Source organism: Enterobacter cloacae complex sp. P16RS2, assembly GCF_014982155.1.
In the GTDB taxonomy this organism is placed as follows: domain Bacteria; phylum Pseudomonadota; class Gammaproteobacteria; order Enterobacterales; family Enterobacteriaceae; genus Enterobacter; species Enterobacter cloacae_M.
Window position 1 is genome coordinate 69,087 of record NZ_JADCKW010000007.1, and the last position, 25,709, is coordinate 94,795.

Consider the following 25,709-nt stretch of genomic DNA (forward strand, 5'->3'; position numbering starts at 1 on the left):
CAGGAATCTCCCCGTGTTAGTTACCAGCAACGTCACTATGCAGTTTGGCAGTAAGCCGCTGTTCGAAAACATTTCCGTCAAATTTGGCGGCGGCAACCGTTACGGCCTGATTGGTGCCAACGGTAGCGGAAAATCCACCTTTATGAAGATCCTCGGCGGTGACCTGGAGCCAACGCTCGGCAACGTATCGCTCGACCCTAACGAGCGTATCGGTAAGCTGCGTCAGGATCAGTTCGCCTTCGAAGAGTTCACCGTGCTCGACACCGTGATCATGGGGCATGGGGAACTGTGGGAAGTGAAGCAGGAGCGCGATCGCATCTACGCGCTGGCCGAAATGAGCGAAGAAGACGGCTATAAAGTGGCCGATCTGGAAACGCAGTACGGTGAGATGGACGGTTACTCTGCAGAAGCGCGCGCGGGCGAGCTGCTGCTGGGCGTAGGCATTCCGGTTGAACAACATTACGGCCCGATGAGCGAAGTGGCGCCAGGCTGGAAGCTGCGCGTGCTGCTGGCACAGGCGCTGTTCTCTAACCCGGACATCCTGCTGCTCGACGAACCGACGAACAACCTGGACATCGACACCATCCGCTGGCTGGAGCAGACGCTGAACGATCGCGACAGCACCATGATCATCATCTCGCACGACCGTCACTTCCTGAACATGGTCTGTACGCACATGGCGGATCTGGACTACGGCGAGCTGCGCGTTTACCCGGGCAACTACGACGAGTACATGACGGCGGCTACCCAGGCGCGTGAACGTCTGCTGGCGGATAACGCCAAGAAGAAAGCGCAGATTGCTGACCTGCAGTCCTTCGTCAGCCGCTTTAGCGCCAACGCCTCTAAGTCGCGTCAGGCGACCTCGCGCGCGCGTCAGATTGATAAAATCAAGCTGGAAGAGGTTAAAGCCTCCAGCCGTCAGAACCCGTTCATCCGCTTCGAGCAGGACAAGAAGCTGTTCCGTAACGCGCTGGAAGTGGAAGCCCTTACCAAAGGCTTCGATGAAGGCCCGCTGTTTAAAAACTTCAACCTGCTGCTGGAAGTGGGCGAGAAGATTGCCATCCTCGGCGCCAACGGCGTGGGTAAATCCACCATGCTGAAAACCCTGGTCGGCGAACTGCAGCCGGACAACGGCACCGTGAAGTGGTCTGAAAACGCGCAGATTGGCTACTACGCGCAGGACCATGAGTACGAGTTCGAAAATGACCTGACCGTCTTTGACTGGATGAGCCAGTGGAAGCAGGAAGGCGACGACGAGCAGGCGGTACGCAGCATTCTGGGTCGTCTGCTGTTCAGCCAGGACGATATCAAAAAGCCGGCTAAGGTGCTCTCCGGTGGTGAGAAGGGCCGCATGCTGTTCGGCAAGCTGATGATGGAAAAACCAAACATCCTGGTGATGGACGAACCGACTAACCACCTGGACATGGAATCCATCGAATCTCTGAACATGGCGCTGGAGATGTATCAGGGTACCCTGATCTTCGTCTCTCACGACCGTGAGTTCGTCAGCTCGCTGGCGACCCGCGTGATCGAAATTACGCCAGAGCGCGTGGTGGACTTCACCGGTAACTATGAAGATTACCTGCGCAGTAAAGGTATCGACGGCTAATTTCCCGTCGTCTTTCACGCTGCAGATGCGTTGGCTTCACCTGTTCACCCCGGTCACTTACTTATGTAAGCTCCCGGGGATTCACAGGCTTGCCGCCTTCCTGCAGCGCGAAATACTTAGGGAAAGGGGGCGTGCCTTTATTCCCTCTCCCCCTGGGAGAGGGTTAGGGTGAGGGCATCGGGCCGCACTAGACCACCCACTCGCCCCCTTCGACCCCGTTCACCAGCAGCGTACGTTTTTCCCCTGCAGGCAGCGACACCTTAAGCGATTTCCACGCCGGACGATAATCCCCGCGCGCGTTAACCTTCAGGTTGATGGTTGCGCCGTCGCACACCATTTCCCACTCCACCCACAGCGCATTGCCGTTCTGGTAGCCCCAGCTTTCGCCGTCGTCTTCAAACAGCATTCCGGTGGTCGTGCCGACTCCCTTCACCGGGAACAGCTTCAGTTCACGGGTCGTATCTTTTTCGGCACTCACATGCGTGATGCGTTCGCTCAGCGGAAGACCGGCACCGGCGCGCACCAGCAGCGGCAGTTTTTCCAGCGGCGCGTCGAGGACGATCGACTGGCCGCCTGCATACCACGCGTGGGTGTAAAAATCATACCAGCCGGTGTCGTTATCCGGCAGCCAGACGCGTCGCTCGCGCAGCCCGGCTTCGACGACGCTGGCCACCAGCAGGTCGTGGCCCAGCAGGAAGTCATCGCACTCCTCAAACGTCTGCGCATCATGCTCGTGGTCGAGGAAGGTCGGGCGCAGCATCGGCTCGTCGTCGGCATGCGCCTGCCAGAGCAGGGTGTAGAGGTACGGCAGCAGGCGGTAGCGCAGCTCAACCGCACCGCGAATGGCTGGCGTGACGCCCGGGTACATCCACGGCTCGTTCACGGTGTGGTCATCGTTCCACGAGTGAATGGTAAAGCGCGGGTGCATCACGCCGTTCTGCACCCAGCGCACGAACAGCTCGGCGTCCGGTTTGTCGCCGGAGAAACCGCCGACGTCGTGACCGACGTTGAACAGACCAGACAGGCTCATGCCCAGACCCATGCGGATGTTATAGCGCAGGGTGTCCCAGCTGGTGCGGTTGTCGCCGCTCCAGGTCTGGACGTAGCGCTGCATCCCGGCGCAGCCGGAGCGGGAGATGAGATACGGACGTTTTTCCGGCGCGAAACGCTGCTGCGCTTCCAGCGAGGCGCGCATCATCAGCAGCGGCATCACCGGGCGAATGTGCTTGATGGCGATCTCCTTGCCGAAGCCAAAGCAGCGCGCTTCCCCGTCCCACACTTCATATTCGTTGTTGTCGTTCCAGGTAGAGTCGATGCCCATCTCCAGCAGCTGCGTGGTCACGCCGTTCTGCCACCACTGCACCGTCTGCGGGTTGGTAAAGTCGAGGTGCGAGCCTTCGTCATCCCAGAAGCTGGAACGTTCCGGTGCATCGGTTTCTGAATCGCGAATGAACAGGCCGCTCTCCGCCACTTCGTTATAGCGCGGATGGTCCTGCAGCAGGCACGGCTTGATGTTTGCCGCCAGCTTCAGCCCCGCGTCGTGGAAGGCCTGGCTCATCACCTTCGGCTGCGGCACCTTGTCATAGTTCCAGTTAAAGACGTAGCGCTTGCCGTTGATAGAGGTATAGCCGGAGGAGAGCTGGAACGAGTCGCACGGGATGGCGTGCTCTTCGCACAGGCGGATGAAGTTCATCAGCTGGTTCTGGGCGTCCGGCGCGTCGGTGTAGTGCATGGTCGAGCCGCTGTAGCCCAGACTCCATTTCGGTCCGAACAGCGTTTTCCCGGTCAGGCGCACGAAGGCTTTGGTGACGTCCAGCACGCGCTTGCCGGTAAAGATGTAGTAATCGATATCGCCCGCTTCCGCCTGCCAGCGACGATAGGCGGTGTGGTAGTTGTCGATTTCGTTACCCAGATCCAGCCAGCAGCTGCTCAGGTTGTCGTAGAACAGGCCGTAGCTGACGTCGTCGCGGCGGGCGATAGTGAACGGAATATGCTTGTAGAGCGGGTCGGTGCTGGCCGCGTTATACCCCATTGCGTCGAGGTTGCGCATCTCATAGCGCTTGCCGTTGCGCTGCAGATTGCCCGCTTTTTCGCCCAGGCCGTAGAAACGCTCGTCTTTACGACGGCTGAGGTAGTGCGCCACGCCGTCGCCGTGGGCGTTCAGCAGGTAGGCGCTGGTGGGGCGGTCGTTGACCAGCGGCTGCCACTCGCCCGCCTCATTGCGGTAGTGCCACTCCAGCCACAGCGGCTGGTGCACGGTGACGCGCAGCTGTTCGGTTGCCACGGTTAACGTGTCGTCCTGCTGCGTCAGCGTCCAGGTCGGGCAGGTGAAGCCGCTGACATCGTCACGACGGCGACCTTCCCACGGCACGTCTTGTTCCGGGGCGATGCTCCAGGTGCGGTCCAGCGCCAGCTCGCCTTTGCGTTTGATCAGCACGCGGAACAGGTTCTCTTCCAGCACATACAGGCACAGACGGTGCTGGTTATCGACCAGCAGTTCCAGATGGTTTGCCGACTGCGTATCAAGGGTCCAGTTTTTCAGGGTTTTCATATGCAATACATCCACTATCAGGCGCGCTTGGCGCGACGTTCAGCAATAAATGCTACCAGGAAGAGAGCGCCAATCAGGTCAAAGAAGCCCATGGCGATAAAGAGCGGGTTAAAGCCGATTTTGTCGGCGGTCACACCGATTAACAGCGAGAACAGGAAGCTGGCGATCCACGCCGCCGAGCCGCGCATGCCGTTGACGGTCGCCATCTGGCCTTTGTCGAACGACTCCACGACCAGGGCGCTCAGCATGCAGGAGATGATCTGGTGCCCGAAGCCGCCGATGGAGATCAGCACGATGGTGATATACGGGTCGCGGGTAATGGCCACGATGCCCAGCGAGATCATCAGGAACGCGCCCGTCACGGAGCTGGCAACGACCGAGTTAACGCGCGAGCAGCCGAACAGACGGGTGTACAGACGCGTCAGGTAGCCACTCGCCACGCTGCCGAGGTCGGCGGCGAGGAACGGCAGCCAGGCAAACATCGCAATCTGCTTCAGGTCCATACCGTGCTCTTTGGCAAGGTACAGCGGCACCCAGAAGCTCAGCACCGCCCAGGCCGGTTCCGCCATAAAGGCCGGGATGGCGATACCGTAGAAGCGTTTGTTTTTCGAGACGGTTTTCAGCGCGGTCAGGAAGGGCAGTTTGACGGCAGGCGGTTCGTTATCCTGCTTGATAAACGCCAGCTCGTCCTTGCTCAGGTTCGGGTGCTGCTCCGGATTATGGTAGAACGCCCACCACAGGATCACCCACAGCAGCGCCAGCACGCCGGTAAACATGAACGCCCCCTGCCAGCCGAACGACGCGTGAGCGAAGTAAATGATAGGCGGAGCCAGCATCGCGCCGATAGAGAAGCCCACGCCCGCCCAGCCGGCGGCAACGGGTCGCTCTGATTTCGGGAACCATTCGCCGATGGTTTTGGCGTTCGCCGGGGTAGCCGCGGCCTCAGACGCACCCATAAAGAAGCGCAGAATAGCGAGGTGCAGCCAGCTTCCGGCGCCCGCATGGAAGATACACATCAGCGCCCAGATCCCGGCGCAGACCATAAAGCCAATCTTCAGGCCGATGACGTCAATCAGCCAGCCGCACAGGGGCTGGAAAATGGTATAGGCGATCTGGAACGCGCCGACGATCCAGGAGTATTGCTCGGTGGTGATCCCGAGGCTCTCTTTCAGTTCCGGGGCGAGGATCCCGAGTGAGTTACGGGTGATGTAGTTAACGGTGACGCCAAGTAAGAACAGCACCAGCACGTACCAGCGCAGGTTCTTGATGACGCGACCTGTTTTGCTTGTCGCTACGGTGTTATTGATGTCCTGACTCATTTTACTCTCCACAAGACGGACGGTAAGGGGACGGAGGTTCAGGTGTCACACGGATTTTTATGCCTTTGATTTCTATCCGTTTAAACTGCTTAAGTTGCTATACAACTAGTATGGAAGTTGTGTGACAAGTTCACCTTAAGGAAGAAAATGAGTGGGCAAAAGTGGATTTTGTGCAAAATTTCTCATAACTGACGTAAACCCTCTGGCATGATGGCTTTTATGTCAGCTATTACCTGACCAATACGCTATGAAAATTTTCTCATTTCGCAAATGGAGCCAGATCACAAAATGGACAAAAGTCTAAAAATCACCGAAATCGCGGCCCGGACGCAGCTCTCGATCAGCACCGTATCGCGGGTGCTGGCGGGAAAAGCGAATACCAGTGAAAAAGCGCGCGCGAAGGTGCTGGCGTGCGCGCGGGAGCTGGGGGTGATGGACGGCATGGCGGCAGGGCGTCTGCTGCTTAACAGCCTGGTGGTTTTTGCCCCGCAGCGGGCGTTTGACGAGCGGTCCGACATCTTTTACTACCGCGTGATCCAGAGCGTGAGTAAAGGCCTGGCGTCCCACGATGTGCGCCTTCGCTACTGCGCGCTGGAGGAGAACGACAGCGACGCCCAGCTGTTTCTGGCACGCATGAACGAAGCGGACACCCAGGCGGCAATCCTTCTTGGCATTGACGATCCCCATATCCACGATCTGGCGGTGGACGTCGGTAAACCCTGCATGCTGATTAACTGCCGCGACCGGCACATGCGTCTGCCTGCCGTCGCGCCGGACCATCGCGCCATCGGCGAGCGGGCGGCGGAATATCTGTTCGAAATGGGACACCGTGAGGTGATGAACGTGCTGTGCCTGCGCCGCTACACCATGGAGCTGCGCCTGGCGGGGATCCGCGACGCGTGGCAATCTCACAATCTGAAATTCAACGATAAACGCGATCTGCTGGTGGTGCCCAGCTTCAGCGCGCGCGAAACGGAACAGATGGTCAGCAGCTGGCTCAGTGAAGTGCAGGGGAAGGATTTACCTACCGCGTTCCTGGTCGGCGGCGACTTTATGGCGGCGGGCACCATTAGCGCATTACAAAACCACGGCCTGCGCGTGCCGCAGGACGTGTCGGTGATGAGCATTGATGGCTTTAACCTGGCGGCGATTCAGGATGTTCCATTAACGGCGGTGCACGTTCCGCGCGATGAGCTGGGAACCGAAGCGGTATATATGCTCCAGCAGCGGCTTATGCGCCCGGACGCGCCGGTCGGGACGTTACTGCTTAACGGCACGCTGGCCGTGCGGGAATCGGTACGGCGGATACGTCAGGGGAAACGACGCACCGCCGTGGAGCGGGAAGGGCTGTACGACAGTTAAACCATGCCCAGCGCGCGCTTGCCGTGGATGTTGAGATCGTTCACGGTAAAGCGATCCTGCCAACTCTTTTCATAATCCTCGCGCGGGAAGTCTCCCGGCGACGCGCCGGTTTCCAGCGCTTCCTTGACCTTCTTCGCGTACGCGAGGTTTTTCTCGCACATCGGCGCGGCAGGGATGTACATCACGTTGCCCCACCCCTGCTGATTTTCCACCGGCGCGACGGAGTGGATCACATCGCAGTGCCACCACACGGAATCGCCCGCGTCGAGTGCCGGAATGCTGCTTAATGCCTCGATGAGCAGCGGGTGCCACTTCTCGGAAACCGGCAGCACGCGCCCCGGCGCCACGCCGCACAGCTCGTCTTCCGGCACGTCGTCCAGCAGCGGACGCAGAAGAATGTAAGCCATCGCTTCCGGGATCGGCACCACGTGCAGCAGGCCCTGGCCCGGGATCATATCCGACAGCGCCGTCCAGCCCTGGAAGGTGCGGAATACCGAGCATTTGGTGGTGTTATCGACGGTGTACTCTTCCACTTCGGTACGGTGCGCGGCGTTCCACGGATCGTACTTATCGACGTTGCCGTCAAACACGCGGGCAAACACCTGTTGATAAGCCGGAAGCAGCCAGCGCTCCAGCGCGCCGGAGTCGGTATGCGCGCCCAGCCCTTTCGAGGTCGTTCCCGGCGGGCGGCGGCGGATACGGTCCGGGTAAATCACGCTCACGTCCGGGTTGAACCACTGCTTGCCGTTGCTCTCGAATGTCCATAAACGATTCAGGAACGACTGCACCTGCGCCATCTCTTCGCTTTGGCGCGCCTGCATCTGCGCCTGCGACCAGTAAATCGGGTAAATCTCCGGACGGGAGGCCGTCAGGGTGCCGAAGAAGTTATCGCCCGGGCCTTTGTAGACCTCATCAAACTTATTCAGATCGAGGTAGTCGAGCATCGACTGATCCCACGCCAGCGCCTGCTTGCGCGGGAAATGACCTTTAATCACCGCGCAGCCGCGGCGTTTAACGGCCTCGCGCTGTGCGTCGGTAATCGTGCCGTTTTTCACATCCGCAAACGGAATCACCGGCCAGACGGATTCGCCTTTGTTCTTAAGCGCGTTGATTTCCGCCACGCGGGTGGCAATTTTGTCGCTGAGCTTATTAAACACCGCCTGCACGTCGCCGATCTGCGCGCGCAGCTCACGTTTTAACTGGCGGATTGCCGCTTTGTGGTCCGCTGGTAAGGTTTCACTGGTAAAGGTCATAACTGCCTCGCATCTTTCATTCGAAAGTAAAAGTGTCTGCAAGTGATACTTTAAGTTAAAAATAAGTTAATGCAAGTTTAAAAACTTGACGCAAGCCACAGGTCGGAAAAAGAGTGAGAGGCCGGAGCGACGCTCCGGCGAGGAAAGGATCAGAGGTCGAACGGGGAATGGTTGTCGAGCACGGCCTGAATGACGTTCAGCGCGCCCTGATGGTTGTTGTCGTCTGTGCCGTAGCGGCTGATTTCTTTGATGCTCTCTGCCGCGTTGCCCATCGCAAAGGAATATTTCACCAGCTTCAGCATCTCGGCATCGTTGCCGCTGTCACCAATGGCCACGCACTCCTGCGGGGAGATTTTCCAGCGTTTCAGCAGACGACTGATGCCGTTGGCCTTGTGCAGGCCGGGGATAATCAAATCGACAAAGCCAAAGCCGCTGGTGACCGGCTTCATGATGCCGTCCAGGGAGACGTGCAGTTTATCCACCAGATTAGGGATATCGCTGTCCGGCAGGTTCAGGGAGAATTTAAACAGTACGTCGTCAATTTCGCGGTAATCGCTGATGCGCTTTAAGCGGTGATAGTGCTTTGACATCAGCGCCACGAACGCGTCCGGGGCTTTATCGCTCACGTACGCGCTCTCCAGCCCGCAGGCCACGAAGTTCAGCCCTTTATCTTTCAGCAGTTCGCCAATCACGATTTGCGATTCATGACGCGTCAGCTCGCCGTGGAAAATCTGTTCGCCGCGATCGAACACCAGCGCGCCGTTTTCCGCCACGAAGGAGATCCGGTCTTTCAGCTCCGGAAAGAAGGAGATGAGCTGGTAATACTGGTTGCCGCTGGCGACAACGAATTCAATGTCGCGGGCTTTAAGCTGTTCAAACTGTGCCTGGAAGCGGTCACGATCGTACTGCTTGGCATCATCAAGGAAAGTTCCGTCCATATCGGTGACGATAACTTTAACGGTCATACTGTGCTCCTGGGTCACTGCGTTTTGAAACATTCTAATAACAAGGTGACGGGGAGCACAAATTTAATTTCATTCGAAAGTAAAAGTAAAACGGCAACCGAGGTCGCCGTTGTTAGTGTTTTCTCCCTCTCCCTGTGGGAGAGGGTCGGGGTGAGGGGACATGCCGTTACAGCGTGTGCTCAGTACGGGCGATAATATCGTCCTGCGCATCCGGCGACAGGGCGGTGAAGAACGCCGAGTAGCCCGCGACGCGCACCACGAGATCGCGATACTGGTCAGGATGTTTCTTCGCTTCCAGCAGCGTTTCGCGCGAGACGATGTTGTACTGAATATGCCAGCCTTTATGCACCTCGAAGAAGGTGCGCAGCAGCACCATCAGCTTCTGGCGATCGCTGTCGTTTTCCAGCGTCGACGGGTTCAGCTTCTGGTTAAGCAGCACGCCGCCGAGAATCGCTTCCGTCGGCAGTTTACCCACCGAGCCAATTACCGCCGTCGGGCCGAGGTGGTCCGTACCGGAGGCCGGGCTTGCTCCTTCCGCCAGCGGGGTGTGCGCCTTACGTCCGTCCGGAGTGGCCATCGTTGCCGCGCCAAACGGCACGTTCGCGGAAATGGAAGAGGTGCCCGCGTAGTAGTTACCGCCAATCGGGCCGCGGCCGTGGCGCGGGTTGTGGTACTGCTTCAGCTCTTCGATGTAGGTCTGATAGGCGCGCGTCAGCAGCATGTCCACGCTGTCGTCGTCGTTGCCGTACTTCGGCGCGCCGTTAATCAGGCGCTGGCGCAGCTGCTCGTGGGTCAGCCCGTCGAAGTCATCCGCCAGCGCCGCCGCCAGCTGCTGCTGACCGATAGTGCCCTGCTCGAACACCAGCTTCTTCACCGCAGCCAGGCTGTTGCCGAGGTTAGCGATACCCACCTGCAGGCCGGAGACCCAGTCGTACTTCGCGCCGCCCTGCTTGATGCTTTTCGCGCGTTCGATGCAGTCGTCCACCAGCGCCGAGCAGAGAATATCGTGGACGTTCTCTTCCAGCATGGTATCCACCACGTACTCAATCTCGATGGATTTGCGGGTGTAGTAGCGGATCTGGCTGTCCCACGCCGCCATCACTTCGTCGAAGTTGTCGAAGTTACCGGCGGAGAGCGCTTTCTCCTGCGGCAGGAACACCTTGCCGCTGGTGGCGTCGCGCCCGCCTTCCAGCGCGGCCAGCATCACGCGGGCGAAGTTGATAAAGCTCATGCCGGTGCAGCGATAGCCCCATTTGCCGCCCACCGCAGTTTCGATACAGCCGATGGCCGCGTAGTCGTAGGCGTCGTCTCGTTCAACGCCGAGCTTGATGAATTCCGGAATGACGATTTCATCGTTGTTGAACGCGGGCATCCCGAAGCCGCAGCGGATCACCTGCACGCAGGCATCGAGGAAGTCGTTGCTCATGCCCGCGTGGTAACGCACGCTCAGGTTTGGCTGGGTGGATCGCAGGCGACCGCAGGACTCCAGAATCGCGTAGGAGAGCGGGTTCACCGCGTCCATCGGCTCACCGTTGACCAGCTTCTGGCCGCCGATGGTGACGTTCTGGTACAGCGGGCTACCGGCGGAAGCCTTGGAGTGCGAGCCGGAGCGGATCTTGTTCACTTCCAGCAGCTTCAGCCAGCAGCTGTGGAGCAGCTCGATGGCGTGCTCGCGATCCAGGCTCTGGTTCAGCTCCACGTCGCGGCGGTAGTACGGATAGAGATACTGGTCCATACGCGCGAAGGAGACGGAATGGCCGTTGGACTCAATCTGCAGGATCAGCTGAATGAAGTAGCACAGCTGCAGCGCCTGCCAGAAGGTTTTTGGCGGCTCGTGGGCAATCACGTCGCAGTTTTCCGCCATCGCCAGCAGCTCGTCGCGGCGGCTTTCGCGGGTTTCGGTGGACGCCATTTCACGCGCCAGATTGGCAAAGCGTTTGATATGCAGGCTTACGGCTTCCAGCACGATATCGATCGCCTTCAGGAACTGGTCGCCGTGCAGGTCTTCCAGCACCGTCAGGTTGATGCGCGTGCGGCGCTCGGCCACCTTAGCGCGCAGGCCGTCGAGGCCTTTCTCCAGCACCAGCGGGAAGTTGACCGCCAGGTGCGCGTCGCCGGAGGTCATGTTGCCTTCGGCTTTGATAATGCCGGTTTCCAGCAGGCCTTTCTGCTCGTCGGTGAACATGCCGTAGCATCGGTCCTGCACCGTCTGGCCGCGCCACCACGGGCAGATCTCATGCAACACGCGCTTGTTCTCTTCGCTCACCGCAAAGCCCGCGCCCGGGCGGTCCGCCAGATCGTCGATCTCTTTCTCAATCCAGGAGACGGTGTATTCCGGGAAAATCGGCGCGGCGCGCACTTCGCTTGCCTGGTTACCGATGATCAGCTCGTCGTGTTTGATCCAGATGGTGCGTTCCGCCAGGTGATGCGCCAGCGCCAGGGCGCGGCGTACCGGGATCGGCTTGTCCATGTGCTGCTGGTACATTTCGGTGTAATGCTGGGCGCGCTCGGTACAGACCGGCGGCTTGACGATATGCACCAGGGCCATTTTGTGCGCCTTAATGCGCTCGCTGAGGGTGTTGAGATTCAGGGTTGTCATAGGTTTATCCTCGTAAGGTCGCGGTTAACCCTTTCTGGCAGGCGTACTGCTGCACGAAGTCCAGCAGGGCAGGGTTATCCAGCGGTTTGTCAGGGGCAGAGTAGGGTTGGCCGAGCAGGGTGTATTTGTTCATGCCCAGCGTGTGATACGGCAGAAAATGAATATCGTCGACGCCGAGCTCGTCGGCAGCGAAGTTGGTAATGGCGGTTATGGACGCTTCGTCAGCGTTAAAGCCCTGGATCAGCGGCACGCGAATGGTGATTTTTTTCCCGGCGGCGGCAAGACGTTTCAGGTTATCCTGGATCCGCTTAGCCGAACCGTCCGTCCACTGTTTGAACACCTCACCGTCGACGTGCTTCAGGTCGGCGAGGAACAGATCGACGTAGGGTAATGATGGCTCGATGTAATGCCACGGCACGTGAAGGCAGGTTTCCACGGCGGTGTGGATCCCCTGTTCGTGGCTGGCTTTAAACAGGGCGTGCGCCAGCTCAGGGTTCATAAACGGTTCGCCGCCGGAGAGGGTGATCCCGCCGCCGCTACGATCGTAGAAGGGTTTGTCGCGCAGTACAGTCGCCATGATCTCCTCGACCTGCTGCTCTTCACCGCAGACGGTCAGCGCCTGCGTCGGGCAGCAGTCGGTAAGGGCGTTGAGCGCGGCTTCATCAAGCTTCTCGCGGTGGATAGCCAGGCTATTCAGCGCGCGTTCGATGCAGCCCGGTGCCGCCTGCTGGCACAGGTCACAGCCGTCCAGGCACAGGCGCGCGTCAAACAGCACGTCCCGGCTGCGGGAGCGGCTTTCCGGGTTCTGACACCAGCGACAGCCCAGCGAGCAGCCTTTCAGGAACACCACGGTTCGAATACCGGGGCCGTCGTGGGTAGAGTAACGCTGAATATTGAAGATCATGATTTCGCCTCTCGTGTTGCACATGAAGATTAAATTACTTTCGAATGAAAATTATCTTGATGCAGGTCAACTACTGAACAGGTTTTATCGTGATAGGGTAAGTGCAGGCTAATTTTGAGGGTGACATCATGGAACTTTATCTCGACACATCTGACGTTGCGGCAGTCAAAAAGCTGGCGCGTATCTTCCCGCTGGCGGGCGTGACCACCAACCCAAGCATTGTGGCGGCAGGTAAAACGCCGCTGGACGAGCTGCTGCCGGCGCTGCACGACGCGCTGGGCGGTAAAGGCCGTCTGTTCGCCCAGGTGATGGCGACCACCGCCGAAGGGATGGTGGAGGACGCGCGTAAGCTGCGCGCCATCATTAACGACCTGGTAGTAAAAGTGCCGGTGACCGCCGAAGGGCTGGCGGCGATCAAGATGCTGAAAGCGGAAGGGATCCCGACGCTGGGTACGGCGGTTTACGGTTCTGCGCAGGGGATGCTCTCCGCGCTGGCGGGTGCAGAGTATGTGGCGCCTTACGTTAACCGCGTGGACGCGCAGGGCGGGGACGGGATCCAGACCGTGGTTGAACTGCAGCAGCTGCTGACGCTGCACGCCCCGCAGTCAAAGGTGCTGGCCGCGAGCTTCAAAACGCCGCGTCAGGCGCTGGACTGCCTGCTGGCAGGCTGCGAGTCAATCACGCTGCCGCTGGACGTGGCGCAGCAGTTTATTACCTCTCCGGCCGTGGATGCGGCGATTGTGAAGTTTGAGCAGGACTGGCAGGGGGCGTTTGGACGGACGTCGATCTGACGGGTGCGGCCTGATGCCCTCACCCCAACCCTCTCCCACAGGGAGAGGGAGCAAACACGAAAACGGCAACCTGAAGGTTGCCGTTTGCTTTAACCTCCGCAAACCTCACACCCCGGGTTACGCATCAGCTTCATCTCGCGGAACTGGCAGGTCATCGCGTCATACATCACAATTTTCCCCGCGGCTGGCGTGCCGTAGCGCGCCAGCACCTTGATCGCTTCCATCGCCTGCAGGGAGCCAATCACGCCGACCAGCGGCGCCATCACGCCCGCTTCAACGCAGGTCAGCGCGTTCTCGCCGAACAGACGGCTCAGGCAGCGGTAGCAGGGTTCACCTTCCGCGTACGTGAAGACGCTGATTTGCCCCTCCATGCGGATCGCCGCGCCGGAGATCAGCGGGATTTTGTGGGCAAAGCAGCCCGCGTTCAGCTGGTTACGGACGGCGACGTTATCGGTGCAGTCCAGCACCAGGTCATGCTGCGCAATCTGCGCGGACAGCGCCACGTCATCCAGCATCGCGTCAATCAGGGTGAACTGAACGTTGGGGTTGATTCGTACCAATGCCGTGCGGGCAGAGTCCACCTTCGGCTGACCAACCGTCGCGTCGCTGTGCAGCGTCTGGCGCTGCAGGTTAGATACCGACACGGTATCAAAATCCAGCAGCGTCATTCTGCCAACGCCCGCCGCCGCAAGATACTGCGCGGCGGCGCAGCCAAGACCGCCGAGCCCGACAACCAGCACGCTTGCTGCTTTAAGCGCTTCCTGGCCCTCAAAGTCAAACCCGCGCAGCACAATCTGGCGGTTGTAGCGCATCATCTCCGGGTCGCTCAGCTCCACCGTCATGTCAACCTCCGAACAGATGGTTAAAACTTTCAACCTCAACCCATTCGCCTGCTTCCACATTGCCGCGCTCGCGCTCCAGGACGATAAAGCAGTTGCCCTGGCTGAAGGAGCTGAAAATGTGTGAGCCCTGGTGCCCGGTGGTGCTCACTTCGAGCTCTCCGTCCGCGTTGCGCGCCAGAATGCCGCGCTGGAAATCGAGACGACCCGGCGATTTTTTCAGGCCCGTGGCGGCGCGCACGCGCTGGCGTTCCGGCAGCGGGCTGGCGCTGTTGCCTGAAAGCTTCGCCAGCAGCGGGATCACCAGCTGGTAGAAGGTGAGAGCCGCCGAGACCGGATTCCCCGGCAGGCCGCAGAACCAGCCGTGAGTGAGCTTGCCAAACGCGAACGGTTTTCCCGGCTTGATGGCCAGCTTCCAGAAGGCGATTTCCCCCAGCTCTTCGAGGATGGTTTTGGTGTAATCCGCTTCGCCCACGGAGACGCCGCCGGAGCTGATGACCACGTCGGCAGCGTTATCCGCCTCGATAAACGCGGCGCGCAGTTTTTCCGGATCGTCAGGAATAATGCCGAGGTTAATCACCTCGCAGCCCAGCTGCTCCAGCATCAGATGTACCGCGAGGCGGTTGGTGTCGTAAATCTGACCGTCCTGCAGCGGCTGGCCCGGAAGCTGAAGTTCGTCGCCGGTGGAGAAAACGGCAACGCGCACTTTACGGATAACGTCGATTTCAGCCACGCCGAGCGACGCCAGCACCGGCAGTTCACCTACCGTCAGCTTCTGTCCGGCGGCAAAGACCGTTGCGCCAAGCGTGATATCTTCGCCCGTGCGGCGGATGTTCTGGCCCGCTTTAACGTTCGCAGTAAAACGCACGCCGTCGTCGGTCTGTTCGGTCTCTTCCTGCATCACAACGGCGTCGCAGCCGGCCGGAACCGGCGCGCCGGTCATGATGCGCACGCAGGTGCCCGCAGGCCATTCACCGCTAAACGGCTGGCCCGCAAAGGCTTTACCCGCCACCGGCAGGGCGTTACCCGTCTGGAGATCCGCCAGGCGTACCGCGTAACCGTCCATCGCGGAATTATCAAACCCCGGCACGTTAAGCGGAGAGACGATATCGCGCGCGGCAATACGGCCAAAACAGCGCACGAGGGGCAGCGTCTCAACGTCATGCAGCGGGGAAACTCGGTCAAGCATCTGCGTGAGTGCCGTCTCAAGCGGCATCAGTCCGGCGGTAAAATCCATGGTGGGCTCCTGCGGAGTAACAACGAAAGCGCTCATTATGGCAGAAAAGTGCGGCTAACTGTATGACCCGACGGGTGTACGCTTTACATCACAGTTACGTCTTTCTATATTCAAAAATCATCTGAAGTTTCATCGACGATAATGATATTTATAGAAAAAGCCGCAAATCAGGCTAACGGGTGATGCGAATGGTTAATGCGGTAATCGCAATTCATGGTGGCGCCGGGGCAATCACCCGAGCACAGCTCAGTCCCGAGCAGGAAAAGCGCTATATCGACGCGCTGTACGCCATTGTGGAAACGGGTCAGAAAATGCTCGAAGCGGGCGAAAGCGCGCTGGACGTGGTCACCGAGGCGGTGCGCCTGCTGGAAGAGTGTCCGTTATTTAATGCGGGGATCGGTTCGGTCTTTACCCGGGATGAAACGCACGAGCTGGATGCCTGCGTGATGGACGGCGTCACCCTGAAAGCGGGCGCCGTGGCGGGCGTGAGTCATCTGCGCAATCCGGTGCTGGCGGCGCGTCTGGTGATGGAGGCGAGTCCGCACGTGCTGCTGACGGGGGCCGGGGCAGAGGCGTTTGCCTTCGAGCACGGGATGGAACCGGTATCGGCGGATCTGTTTTCCACGGAGGAGCGCTACCAGCAGCTGCTGGAAGCCCGTTCGGCGGGCATGACGCAGCTTGACCATACAGCGCCGCTCGATGAAACCACCAAAATGGGCACGGTCGGCGCGGTGGCGCTGGATAAGGCCGGAAACCTCGCGGCGGCGACCTCAACGGGCGGGATGACCAACAAGCTGCCCGGGCGCGTCGGCGATAGCCCGCTGCCGGGCGCCGGCTGCTACGCCAATAACGCGACGGCGGCGGTGTCGTGTACCGGAACCGGGGAAGTGTTTATCCGCGCCCTCGCGGCCTACGACATCACCGCGCTGATGGATTACGGCGGTTTAAGCCTCAGCGAAGCCTGCGAGCGCGTGGTAATGGAAAAACTCCCCGCGCTTGGCGGCGTCGGCGGGCTCATTGCGGTGGATCGTGAGGGCAACGTGGCTTTGCCGTTCAACAGTGAAGGCATGTATCGCGCCTGGGGTTATGCCGGTGATGAACCGAGCACGGGCATCTATCGTGAATAAGGGGGCAGCGCGTGCCGCACAGTGAAGAACTGGACAACCGCGAAGTGCTGGCTGTCCATCAGCTCAATATTGCGTTTCAGGAAGAGCGGCAGTTCATCCCCGCAGTACAGAATTTATCGTTCACGCTCAGGCGCGGCGAGACGCTGGCGATTGTTGGCGAGTCCGGCTCCGGTAAATCGGTCACCGCGCTGGCGCTGATGCGTCTGCTGGAACAGACGGGCGGGCAAATCAGCAGCGAGAAAATGCTCCTGCGCCGCCGTAACCGTCAGGTCATTGATTTAAATGAGCTGAGCGGTTCGCAGATGCAGGGCGTGCGCGGGGCGGATATTGCGATGATCTTCCAGGAGCCGATGACCTCCCTGAACCCGGTTTTCCCGGTCGGGGAACAAATCGCCGAGTCCATCCGCCTGCATCAGGGGCTGAGCGGCGATGAAGCGCTCAAAGAGGCCCGACGGATGCTGGAGCTGGTGCGCATTCCGGAGGCGCAGGCCATTCTGGGTCGCTACCCGCATCAGCTTTCCGGCGGCATGCGTCAGCGGGTGATGATTGCCATGGCGCTCTCGTGCCGTCCGGCGGTGCTGATAGCCGATGAACCGACGACGGCGCTGGACGTGACGATTCAGGCGCAGATCCTGCAGCTCATCAAAGTGCTGCAGCAGGAGATGGAGATGGGGGTGATTTTCATCACCCACGATATGGGCGTAGTCGCCGATATCGCCGATCGGATGCTGGTGATGCACAAGGGCAGCGCGGTGGAAACCGGCCCGGTCGAGCAGATTTTTCACGCGCCCGTGCATCCTTACACCAAAGCGCTGCTGGCGGCGGTTCCGCGCCTGGGGGCGATGAACGGCAGCGATTTGCCGCGCCGCTTCCCCCTGATTTCTCTTGAGGCGTCTGAGCAGCAGGAGGATGAGCCCGAGCAGGACACCGTGGTGCCGGGTAAGCCCATTCTGGAAGTGCGCGATCTGGTCACCCGTTTTCCGCTGCGCAGCGGCATACTGAACCGCGTTAAGCGCGAAGTGCACGCGGTGGAAAACGTCAGCTTCGATCTCTGGCCGGGCGAAACGCTGGCGCTGGTGGGAGAGTCCGGCTGCGGTAAATCCACCACCGGGCGCGCGTTGCTCCGTCTGGTGGAATCACAGGAAGGCAGCATTACCTTTAACGGCGAGCGCATTGATACCCTTCCGGACAGCAAGCTGCAGGCGGTGCGGCGGGATATTCAGTTTATTTTCCAGGACCCGTATGCCTCTCTCGATCCGCGCCACACGGTGGGGTATTCGATCATGGAGCCGCTGCGGGTGCATAACCTGCTCGACGGCGAAGCGGCCCAGCGCCGCGTGGCCTGGCTGCTGGAGCGCGTCGGCCTGAAGCCGGAGCACGCCTGGCGTTATCCGCACGAGTTTTCCGGCGGACAGCGGCAGCGTATCTGCATCGCCCGCGCGCTGGCGCTGAACCCGAAAGTGGTGATTGCCGATGAGTCCGTCTCGGCGCTGGATGTCTCTATCCGGGCGCAAATCATCAACTTACTGCTGGATTTACAGCGGGATATGGGCATTGCCTTCCTGTTTATCTCGCACGATATGGCGGTGGTCGAGCGCATCAGCCATCGCGTGGCAGTGATGTTTATGGGGCAGATCGTGGAGATTGGTCCGCGAAGGGCGGTGTTTGAGAACCCGCAGCATCCGTACACCCGCAAGCTTATCGCGGCGGTCCCGGTTGCCGATCCCGCGCATCGTCACGGCCAGCGCGTGCTGCTCCAGGATGAAATGCCGGGCAATATTCATAAACGCGGCGAGGCCGTGGAGCGCGTGACGCTGCGCGAGGTCGGGCCGGGTCATTTCGTCGCTCCCCCGCGTCAGGACAACGCTTTTTCGCGGTTATAACTTACAACAGGCAGGAGAACACAATGGTTACATTTGTAGCGCGTAGATGGTTGTTAGCCGCGAGCGTGACGGCAGCCCTGGCCGCTGCCCCCGCGTTCGCTGCCAAAGACGTGGTGGTCGCCGTCGGCTCGAATTTCACCACGCTCGATCCGTATGACGCTAACGACACGCTCTCTCAGGCGGTGGCGAAATCGTTCTATCAGGGCCTGTTTGGCCTCGATAAAGAGATGAAGCTCAAAAACGTGCTTGCGGGGGGGTATACCGTGTCCGACGACGGGATGGTGTATACCATCAAGCTCAGGACCGGCGTGAAGTTCCAGGACGGGACAGACTTCAATGCGGAGGCGGTGAAGGTTAACCTGGACCGCGCCAGCAATCCGGAAAATAGCCTCAAGCGCTATAACCTGTATAAAAATATCGCCAGCACCGAGGTGGTCGACCCGGCGACGGTCAAAATCACCCTGAAAGAGCCGTTCTCCGCGTTTATCAATATTCTGGCGCATCCGGCAACGGCGATGATTTCCCCTGCCGCACTGAAAAAATACGGCAAGGAGATCGGCTTCCACCCTGTTGGCACCGGCCCTTATGAACTGCTCACCTGGAATCAGACCGATTTTGTGAAGGTGAAGAAATTCGCGGGCTACTGGCAGAAAGGGCTGCCGAAGCTGGACACCATCACCTGGCGCCCGGTGGTGGACAACAACACCCGCGCGGCGATGCTGCAAACCGGCGAGGCGCAGTTTGCCTTCCCGATCCCGTATGAGCAGGCCGCTATTTTGCAGAAAAACAGTAAGCTGGAGCTGGTCGCCAGCCCGTCGATCATGCAGCGCTACATCAGCATGAACGTCACGCAAAAGCCGTTCGATAACCCGAAGGTGCGTGAGGCCATCAACTACGCCATTAACCGTCAGGCGCTGGTGAAGGTCGCTTTTGCGGGCTATGCCACCCCGGCCACCGGCGTGCTGCCGCCGGCTATTGCGTATGCGCAAAGCTATCAGCCGTGGCCGTACGATCCGGCTAAAGCGCGCGAGCTGCTGAAAGAGGCGGGCTTCCCGAACGGCTTCAGCACCACGCTGTGGTCTTCGCATAATCACAGTACCGCCCAGAAGGTGCTGCAGTTTACCCAGCAGCAGCTGGCGCAGGTGGGTATCAAGGTACAGGTGACCGCGATGGATGCCGGACAGCGTGCGGCAGAAGTGGAGGGGAAAGGGCAAAAAGAGAGCGGCGTGCGGATGTTCTACACCGGCTGGTCAGCCTCGACCGGTGAAGCTGACTGGGCGCTGTCGCCGCTGTTTGCCTCGCAAAACTGGCCGCCAACCCTGTTCAACACCGCGTTTTACAGCAACCCGCAGGTGGACAAAGACCTGGCCGATGCCCTGAAAACCACCAGACCGGAAGAGAAGGCGCGCCTCTACAAAGACGCGCAGGATATTATCTGGAAAGAGTCACCGTGGGTGCCGCTGGTGGTGGAGAAACTGGTGTCAGCCCATAACAAAGCGTTGACCGGGTTCTACATCATGCCGGACACGGGCTTTAGCTTTGACGATGCGGATTTAAAATAAACCTCATGCTGAATTATGTTTGTAAACGCCTGCTGGGGCTTATTCCGACGCTGCTGATTGTGGCGGTTCTGGTATTTCTGTTTGTCCATATGCTGCCGGGCGATCCGGCGCGTCTGGTTGCCGGGCCTGAAGCGGATGCTACCGTCATTGACCTGGTGCGTAAGCAGCTTGGCCTCGACCAGCCGCTGTATATGCAGTTCATCCATTACATTTGCAATGTTCTGCAGGGCGATTTTGGTATCTCGATGGTGTCGCGCCGTCCGGTGTCGGAGGAGATTGCCAGCCGCTTTATGCCGACGTTCTGGTTAACGATAGCCAGCATGAGCTGGGCGGTCGTGTTTGGGCTTGGTGCCGGGATTATCGCGGCCGTCTGGCGCAACCGCTGGCCGGACAAGCTCGGCATGGCGCTGGCGGTGACCGGCATCTCCTTCCCGGCGTTCGCGCTGGGGATGCTGCTGATGCAGATCTTCTCCGTCGAACTGGGCTGGCTGCCGACCGTCGGGGCCGATACCTGGAAGCACTATATCCTGCCTTCCATGACGCTGGGGGCTGCCGTTTCGGCGGTAATGGCCCGCTTTACCCGCGCCTCGTTCGTTGACGTGCTGAGCGAAGATTATATTCGCACCGCGCGGGCGAAAGGGGTCAGCGAGAAGTGGGTCATTCTCAAGCACGGGTTTCGCAATGCGATGATCCCGGTGGTGACGATGATGGGGCTCCAGTTTGGCTTCCTGCTCGGCGGCTCGATCGTCGTGGAAAAGGTCTTCAACTGGCCGGGACTGGGACGCCTGCTGGTCGACTCCGTCGAGATGCGCGACTACCCGGTGATTCAGGCGGAAGTTCTGCTTTTCTCGCTGGAGTTTATTCTTATCAACTTAGTGGTGGACGTGCTCTACGCCGCCATTAACCCGGCCATCAGGTACAAGTAAGATGCGATTGTTGAACTGGCGACGTCAGGCTGTTTTAAACGCCATGCCGGGGCTCAAACCGGACCACATCCGCACCCCGTGGTCTGAATTCTGGCGGCGTTTCCGCCGTCAGCCGGTCGCGATGACGGCGGGGCTGTTCGTGCTGCTGCTGATTGTGGTGGCGATCGTGGCGCCGTGGGTGGCGCCGTTTGATGCGGAAAATTATTTTGACTACGACCGCCTGAACGACGGGCCCTCGATGCTCCACTGGTTCGGCGTTGACTCACTCGGGCGCGATATCTTTAGCCGCGTGCTGGTCGGGGCGCAGATCTCGCTTGCCGCCGGGGTGTTCGCGGTGCTGATCGGCGCGGCCATCGGTACCGTACTGGGTCTCGTTGCCGGGTATTACGAAGGCTGGTGGGACCGCATCATCATGCGCATCTGCGACGTGCTGTTTGCTTTTCCCGGCATTCTGCTGGCGATTGCCGTGGTGGCGATCATGGGCAACGGCATGGCGAACGTCATCATTGCGGTCGCGGTCTTTTCGATTCCGGCGTTCGCGCGCCTGGTGCGCGGGAACACGCTGGTGCTGAAACAGCAGACGTTTATCGAATCCGCCCGCAGCATGGGGGCCAGCGACGCCACGATCCTGTTCAGCCATATTTTGCCGGGTACGGTATCGTCCATCGTGGTCTATTTCACCATGCGTATCGGCGTGTCGATTATCTCGGCGGCCAGCCTGTCGTTTCTGGGGCTAGGGGCGCAGCCTCCGACCCCGGAGTGGGGCGCGATGCTGAACGAGGCGAGGGCGGATATGGTGATTGCGCCGCACGTGGCGATCTTCCCGAGTCTGGCGATTTTCCTGACCGTGCTGGCGTTTAACCTGCTGGGTGACGGGCTGCGCGACGCGCTGGATCCGAGGATTAAGGGGTAGGGCAGTGAAATGTGCCGGGTGGCGGCTACGCCTTACCCGGCCTACAAAAGCGGAGTGGGGTGATTAAACCCGGCTACCCCACAGGTCATATTCGTCGGCGTTTTCAACCTTCACGCGAATAATATCACCCGGCTTAACGTTGGTTTCGCCGTTCAGGTACACCGCGCCGTCGATTTCAGGGGCGTCCGCCATGCTGCGGCCAATCGCGCCTTCTTCGTCCACTTCGTCAACGATGACCATGATCTCGCGGCCCACTTTTTCCTGCAGACGCTCGGCAGAGATCTGCTGCTGCAGCTGCATGAAGCGGTTCCAGCGCTCTTCTTTGACTTCTTCCGGCACCTGGTCCGCCAGCTCATTGGCGGTTGCGCCTTCTACCGGGCTGTACTTGAAGCAGCCTACGCGGTCCAGACGCGCTTCTTTCAGGAAGTCGAGCAGCATCTGGAAGTCTTCTTCGGTTTCACCCGGGAAGCCGACGATGAAGGTGGAGCGCAGGGTCAGATCCGGGCAGATTTCACGCCACTGCTTGATGCGCGCCAGCTGGCGATCAACGGAGCCAGGACGCTTCATCAGCTTCAGGATACGCGGGCTGGCGTGCTGCAGCGGGATATCCAGGTACGGCAGAATTTTGCCTTCCGCCATCAGCGGGATCACGTCGTCAACGTGCGGGTACGGATAGACGTAGTGCAGACGCGTCCAGATACCGAGTTTAGACAGCTGCTCGCACAGGCCGACCATGCTGGTTTTCACCGGCTCGCCGTTGTGGAAACCGGAGCGGTGTTTAACGTCCACGCCGTAAGCCGAGGTGTCCTGGGAGATGACCAGCAGCTCCTTCACGCCCGCGTCGGCCAGACGTTTAGCTTCCGCCAGCACTTCGCCAATCGGACGGCTTACCAGATCGCCACGCATGGACGGGATGATGCAGAAAGTGCAGCGATGGTTGCAGCCTTCGGAAATTTTCAGGTACGCGTAGTGGCGCGGCGTCAGCTTCACGCCCTGCTCTGGCACCAGGCTCAGGAACGGGTTGTGCTTTGGTTTTGGCACGTAGTGATGAACATGTTCCAGCACCTGCTCGTAGCTGTGCGGGCCGGTGATCTCCAGCACCTTCGGGTGCACTTCGCGGATCTGGTCTTCTTTCGCGCCCAGACAGCCGGTAACAATCACTTTGCCGTTTTCCGTCAGGGCTTCACCGATGGCTTCCAGTGACTCCTGAACCGCGCTGTCGATAAAGCCGCAGGTGTTCACGATCACCATATCGGCGTTGTCGTAGCTTGGCACCACGTCATAGCCCTCGGTGCGCAGTTCGGTCAGGATGCGTTCGGAATCCACGAGGTTTTTCGGGCAGCCCAGGGAGACGAAGCCGATTTTCGGCTGGTGCGTAACATTGCTCATAGGTTAAAAATTCATCAATTATGGAGTTATCAGGGCGGGATTTTACAGCGTATCGCGGGGGATTTATACACTCTTTGCAAGGCGGATGCGCCGGGCAGACGTTGTAACATTGTAAATAATGTTAATCAGTTAATAAAAATTGATCCCAGACATTAAACTGTACAAAAAATGAACTTATCCTGACTATGCACAATGGCTGACAGAGGAGGAAAGAGCATGACCGTTGACAGACTTAAACGCGATCTGCTTACCAAGCTGATCAACGCCCGAATCGACCTGGCCGCGTACCTGCAGTTGAGGAAGGCAAAAGGGTATATGTCAGTCAGCGAAAGCGAACATCTGCGTGATAACCTGTTTGAACTTTGCAATTTCATGCGTGAAAAAGCACCGACCCTGAAGGCGAAATACGGCGAAAGTGAGCTGATCGCCCTGCGCCGCGCCGCTGAGGTGCTTTCCATCGCTGGGGTATGTTTGATGAACGGACGCCACGACTGCCCGAATTTTATCGCTGTTAACGCGGAGAAGCTTGAAAACTGCCTGACCACGCTCTCTCTATGCATCATGTGCCTGAACGAGCACGAGAAGCTTGAACAGCACTGATCCAGGGGGAGGCAACTCCCCCTTCTGATTAAGCTTTTGTAAAAGTGGTAACGCGCCCGGATGCAGTGGCTAACCTTTATGCCATATGCCGATAAAGGAGCGCGTTATGCCTCGATCCTCGCTAATTTCCCTGCCTGCGTTGTTCATTCCGTTTTCGCTTCTTGCTGCCCCAGAGGCGGTCAAGGTCGAGGTGCTGCAAAACAAACTCGATCATCCCTGGTCCCTGGCGTTTCTGCCGGACAATAAAGGCCTGCTGGTGACCCTGAAGGGCGGTCAGCTCAAACGCTGGCAGGCCGGAAAAGGGCTGTCCGATCCGATTGTCGGCGTGCCGAAGGTCTGGGCAAACGGTCAGGGAGGATTGCTGGACGTGGTCCTCGCCCCGGATTTTGAAAAATCGCGCCGCATCTGGCTTAGCTTCGCCGAAGCAGGAAGTGACGGCAAAGCCGGAACGGCGGTGGGCTATGGCCGGTTAAGCGATGATTTTACGCGCATTGAAGCCTTCCAGGTGGTGTTCCGCCAGATGCCGAAACTCTCCACCGGGAACCATTTTGGTGGGCGGCTGGTATTCGACGGCAAAGGCTCGCTCTTTATCGGACTCGGCGAGAACAACCAGCGTCCCACGGCGCAGGATCTGGATAAATTGCAGGGTAAAGTGGTGCGCCTCACCGAAGACGGAAAAGTGCCGCCGGATAACCCGTTTGTGAATACCCCCGGCGCGCGACCCGAAATCTGGTCTTACGGCATTCGCAACCCGCAGGGGATGGCGATGAATCCCTGGAGCGACGCGCTGTGGCTGAACGAGCACGGCCCGCGCGGCGGAGATGAGATCAACATCCCGGAGAAAGGAAAGAACTACGGCTGGCCGCTGGCGACGCACGGCATTAACTACAGCGGTCTGAAAATTCCGGAAGCCAAAGGCGAGCACGTTGAGGGAACCGAAAAACCGCTGTTCGTCTGGAAAGTGTCACCTGCCGTGAGCGGTATGGCGTTTTACAACAGCGACGTTTTCCCGCAGTGGAAAAACAAGCTGTTTATCGGCGCGCTGAAGGAAAAGGACGTTATCGTGCTGAGCGTGGAGGGCAATAAGGTAACGGAGGACGGGCGAATTCTGGGCGACCGGGATAAACGTATTCGCGATGTGCGGGTGGGGCCGGACGGCTATTTATATGTGCTGACCGACGAGACGGACGGGCAGCTGTTAAAAGTCAGCCCGTCCGGTGCGTAATCAGGTGACCGGGATCATTACCACGTTGCGGTACGCCGGGCGATCGCTCAGCTGTTTTAGCCAGCGCTCAAGGTGAGGGCGCGGCGTCCACTTCAGGCCCATATTGGTCAGGTTCCAGACGAACGGCGCCACGGCGATATCGCCCACGCCGAACGCCTCGCCGGAGAACCAGGCGTGCTTCGCCAGCTCGTCATCCATCATCGCGAAAAGATTTTCGCAGGCATCCTGCGCGGCGTGAATCGCGGGATGATCGCGTTCGGCTTCCGGCGTGCGGATAAGTCCCATCAGGATCACGCGGTGGGTCGGGGATAGCGTCTGGTTCGCCCAGTCCATCCACTTTTCACCCTGGGCGCGCTGCGCCGGGTTTTCTACCCACAGACGCCCTTGACCATACTGGGCGGCGAGGTAACGCACAATGGTGTTAGATTCCCAAAGCGTCGCGTCGGTTTCATCATCGCGCAGCAGCGGCACCAGGCCGTTCGGGTTCATGGCCAGATAGTCGGCCTCTTTATTCACGCCGAACGACATGCCGGCCATGATTTGATTGAACGGTAAATCCAGCTCCTCGAGCGTCCAGAGCACTTTCTTAACGTTGGTCGAGTTGTTCCTGCCCCAAAGCGTAATCATATTTACTCCTGATGAGATGTGAATCCGG

General features: G+C 59.4%; 20 protein-coding genes. 10 read left to right on the top strand and 10 right to left on the bottom strand.

Annotation, left to right across the window (positions count from 1 at the left end; genetic code table 11):
* Nucleotides 1–13 precede the first annotated feature (13 nt).
* Entirely contained in the window at nucleotides 14–1,609 is a 1,596-nt protein-coding gene (locus tag INF68_RS03410) for an ABC-F family ATPase (RefSeq protein ID WP_023310897.1), read from the top strand.
* Between the two features lie 187 nt (nucleotides 1,610–1,796).
* Here INF68_RS03410 and INF68_RS03415 read toward each other — a convergent pair whose 3' ends face one another.
* Nucleotides 1,797–4,160 (bottom strand): glycoside hydrolase family 31 protein, encoded by a 2,364-nt coding sequence (locus tag INF68_RS03415; RefSeq protein WP_126786565.1) that lies wholly within the window; start codon nucleotides 4,158–4,160, stop codon nucleotides 1,797–1,799.
* 17 nt (nucleotides 4,161–4,177) lie between these two features.
* Nucleotides 4,178–5,479, bottom strand: coding sequence for an MFS transporter (locus INF68_RS03420; protein ID WP_126786566.1), 1,302 nt, complete (start codon nucleotides 5,477–5,479; stop codon nucleotides 4,178–4,180).
* Nucleotides 5,480–5,767: 288 nt separating this feature from the next.
* On the opposite strand from INF68_RS03420, the gene INF68_RS03425 reads away from it, so the two are divergent.
* Complete coding sequence (locus INF68_RS03425; protein WP_126786567.1) at nucleotides 5,768–6,841, top strand: LacI family DNA-binding transcriptional regulator; 1,074 nt, start codon at nucleotides 5,768–5,770, stop codon at nucleotides 6,839–6,841.
* Here the strand turns inward: INF68_RS03425 and INF68_RS03430 are convergent.
* The 4 genes from INF68_RS03430 to INF68_RS03445 all read right to left on the bottom strand — a co-directional run bounded on the left by INF68_RS03430 (nucleotide 6,838) and on the right by INF68_RS03445 (nucleotide 12,562).
* Nucleotides 6,838–8,094 carry a DUF1479 domain-containing protein gene (locus INF68_RS03430; RefSeq protein WP_126786568.1) on the bottom strand — a complete coding sequence of 419 codons (1,257 nt, stop codon included), beginning with the start codon at nucleotides 8,092–8,094 and terminating at the stop codon, nucleotides 6,838–6,840. The genes INF68_RS03425 and INF68_RS03430 overlap by 4 nt on opposite strands.
* Nucleotides 8,095–8,243: 149 nt before the next feature.
* The gene (locus INF68_RS03435) at nucleotides 8,244–9,059 is read right to left on the bottom strand and encodes a Cof-type HAD-IIB family hydrolase (RefSeq protein ID WP_059446374.1); all 816 of its coding nucleotides are present in this window, start codon (nucleotides 9,057–9,059) and stop codon (nucleotides 8,244–8,246) included.
* 166 nt (nucleotides 9,060–9,225) lie between these two features.
* A complete protein-coding gene (locus INF68_RS03440) occupies nucleotides 9,226–11,658 on the bottom strand; it encodes a formate C-acetyltransferase/glycerol dehydratase family glycyl radical enzyme (RefSeq protein ID WP_126786569.1) in 2,433 nt (810 codons plus the stop codon).
* Nucleotides 11,659–11,662: 4 nt separating this feature from the next.
* Entirely contained in the window at nucleotides 11,663–12,562 is a 900-nt protein-coding gene (locus INF68_RS03445) for a glycyl-radical enzyme activating protein (protein WP_193525255.1), read from the bottom strand.
* Between the two features lie 128 nt (nucleotides 12,563–12,690).
* Here INF68_RS03445 and fsa point away from each other — a divergent pair, with 128 nt between their 5' ends.
* Nucleotides 12,691–13,353, top strand: a complete 663-nt coding sequence (gene fsa / locus INF68_RS03450) for a fructose-6-phosphate aldolase (RefSeq protein ID WP_126786571.1) — start codon at nucleotides 12,691–12,693, stop codon at nucleotides 13,351–13,353.
* A gap of 89 nt (nucleotides 13,354–13,442) precedes the next feature.
* Here the strand turns inward: fsa and moeB are convergent, their stop codons facing one another.
* Both moeB and moeA read right to left on the bottom strand, forming a co-directional pair.
* Complete coding sequence (gene moeB / locus INF68_RS03455; protein ID WP_126786572.1) at nucleotides 13,443–14,195, bottom strand: molybdopterin-synthase adenylyltransferase MoeB; 753 nt, start codon at nucleotides 14,193–14,195, stop codon at nucleotides 13,443–13,445.
* Between the two features lies 1 nt (nucleotide 14,196).
* Entirely contained in the window at nucleotides 14,197–15,429 is a 1,233-nt protein-coding gene (gene moeA / locus INF68_RS03460) for a molybdopterin molybdotransferase MoeA (protein WP_126786573.1), read from the bottom strand.
* Between the two features lie 188 nt (nucleotides 15,430–15,617).
* Between moeA and iaaA the strand changes: the two genes are divergently transcribed.
* Genes iaaA through gsiD form a run of 5 tightly spaced genes read left to right on the top strand, consistent with a single transcriptional unit; the run spans nucleotide 15,618 to nucleotide 21,840 of the window.
* Nucleotides 15,618–16,556 carry a beta-aspartyl-peptidase gene (iaaA, locus tag INF68_RS03465; RefSeq protein WP_109845962.1) on the top strand — a complete coding sequence of 313 codons (939 nt, stop codon included), beginning with the start codon at nucleotides 15,618–15,620 and terminating at the stop codon, nucleotides 16,554–16,556.
* Nucleotides 16,557–16,567: 11 nt separating this feature from the next.
* Nucleotides 16,568–18,439 (top strand): glutathione ABC transporter ATP-binding protein GsiA, encoded by a 1,872-nt coding sequence (gene gsiA / locus INF68_RS03470; RefSeq protein WP_126786574.1) that lies wholly within the window; start codon nucleotides 16,568–16,570, stop codon nucleotides 18,437–18,439.
* Between the two features lie 23 nt (nucleotides 18,440–18,462).
* Nucleotides 18,463–20,001: a glutathione ABC transporter substrate-binding protein GsiB gene (gene gsiB, locus INF68_RS03475; RefSeq protein WP_126786575.1), complete on the top strand. Its 1,539-nt coding sequence runs from the start codon at nucleotides 18,463–18,465 to the stop codon at nucleotides 19,999–20,001.
* Between the two features lie 5 nt (nucleotides 20,002–20,006).
* Nucleotides 20,007–20,927: a glutathione ABC transporter permease GsiC gene (gene gsiC, locus INF68_RS03480; RefSeq protein WP_023310911.1), complete on the top strand. Its 921-nt coding sequence runs from the start codon at nucleotides 20,007–20,009 to the stop codon at nucleotides 20,925–20,927.
* A gap of 1 nt (nucleotide 20,928) precedes the next feature.
* On the top strand, nucleotides 20,929–21,840 hold the full coding sequence (gene gsiD, locus INF68_RS03485) for a glutathione ABC transporter permease GsiD (RefSeq protein WP_126786576.1): 912 nt from the start codon (nucleotides 20,929–20,931) through the stop codon (nucleotides 21,838–21,840).
* Between the two features lie 63 nt (nucleotides 21,841–21,903).
* On the opposite strand, the gene rimO is transcribed toward gsiD, so the two are convergent.
* Nucleotides 21,904–23,229 carry a 30S ribosomal protein S12 methylthiotransferase RimO gene (gene rimO / locus INF68_RS03490; RefSeq protein ID WP_023310913.1) on the bottom strand — a complete coding sequence of 442 codons (1,326 nt, stop codon included), beginning with the start codon at nucleotides 23,227–23,229 and terminating at the stop codon, nucleotides 21,904–21,906.
* Between the two features lie 216 nt (nucleotides 23,230–23,445).
* Between rimO and bssR the strand changes: the two genes are divergently transcribed.
* Nucleotides 23,446–23,829, top strand: coding sequence for a biofilm formation regulator BssR (gene bssR / locus INF68_RS03495; RefSeq protein WP_045355708.1), 384 nt, complete (start codon nucleotides 23,446–23,448; stop codon nucleotides 23,827–23,829).
* Between the two features lie 106 nt (nucleotides 23,830–23,935).
* Nucleotides 23,936–25,054 carry a PQQ-dependent sugar dehydrogenase gene (locus tag INF68_RS03500; RefSeq protein WP_063439184.1) on the top strand — a complete coding sequence of 373 codons (1,119 nt, stop codon included), beginning with the start codon at nucleotides 23,936–23,938 and terminating at the stop codon, nucleotides 25,052–25,054.
* On the opposite strand, the gene INF68_RS03505 is transcribed toward INF68_RS03500, so the two are convergent.
* Nucleotides 25,055–25,681: a glutathione S-transferase family protein gene (locus INF68_RS03505; RefSeq protein ID WP_126786577.1), complete on the bottom strand. Its 627-nt coding sequence runs from the start codon at nucleotides 25,679–25,681 to the stop codon at nucleotides 25,055–25,057. It lies immediately after the preceding gene.
* Between the last annotated feature and the right edge of the window lie 28 nt (nucleotides 25,682–25,709).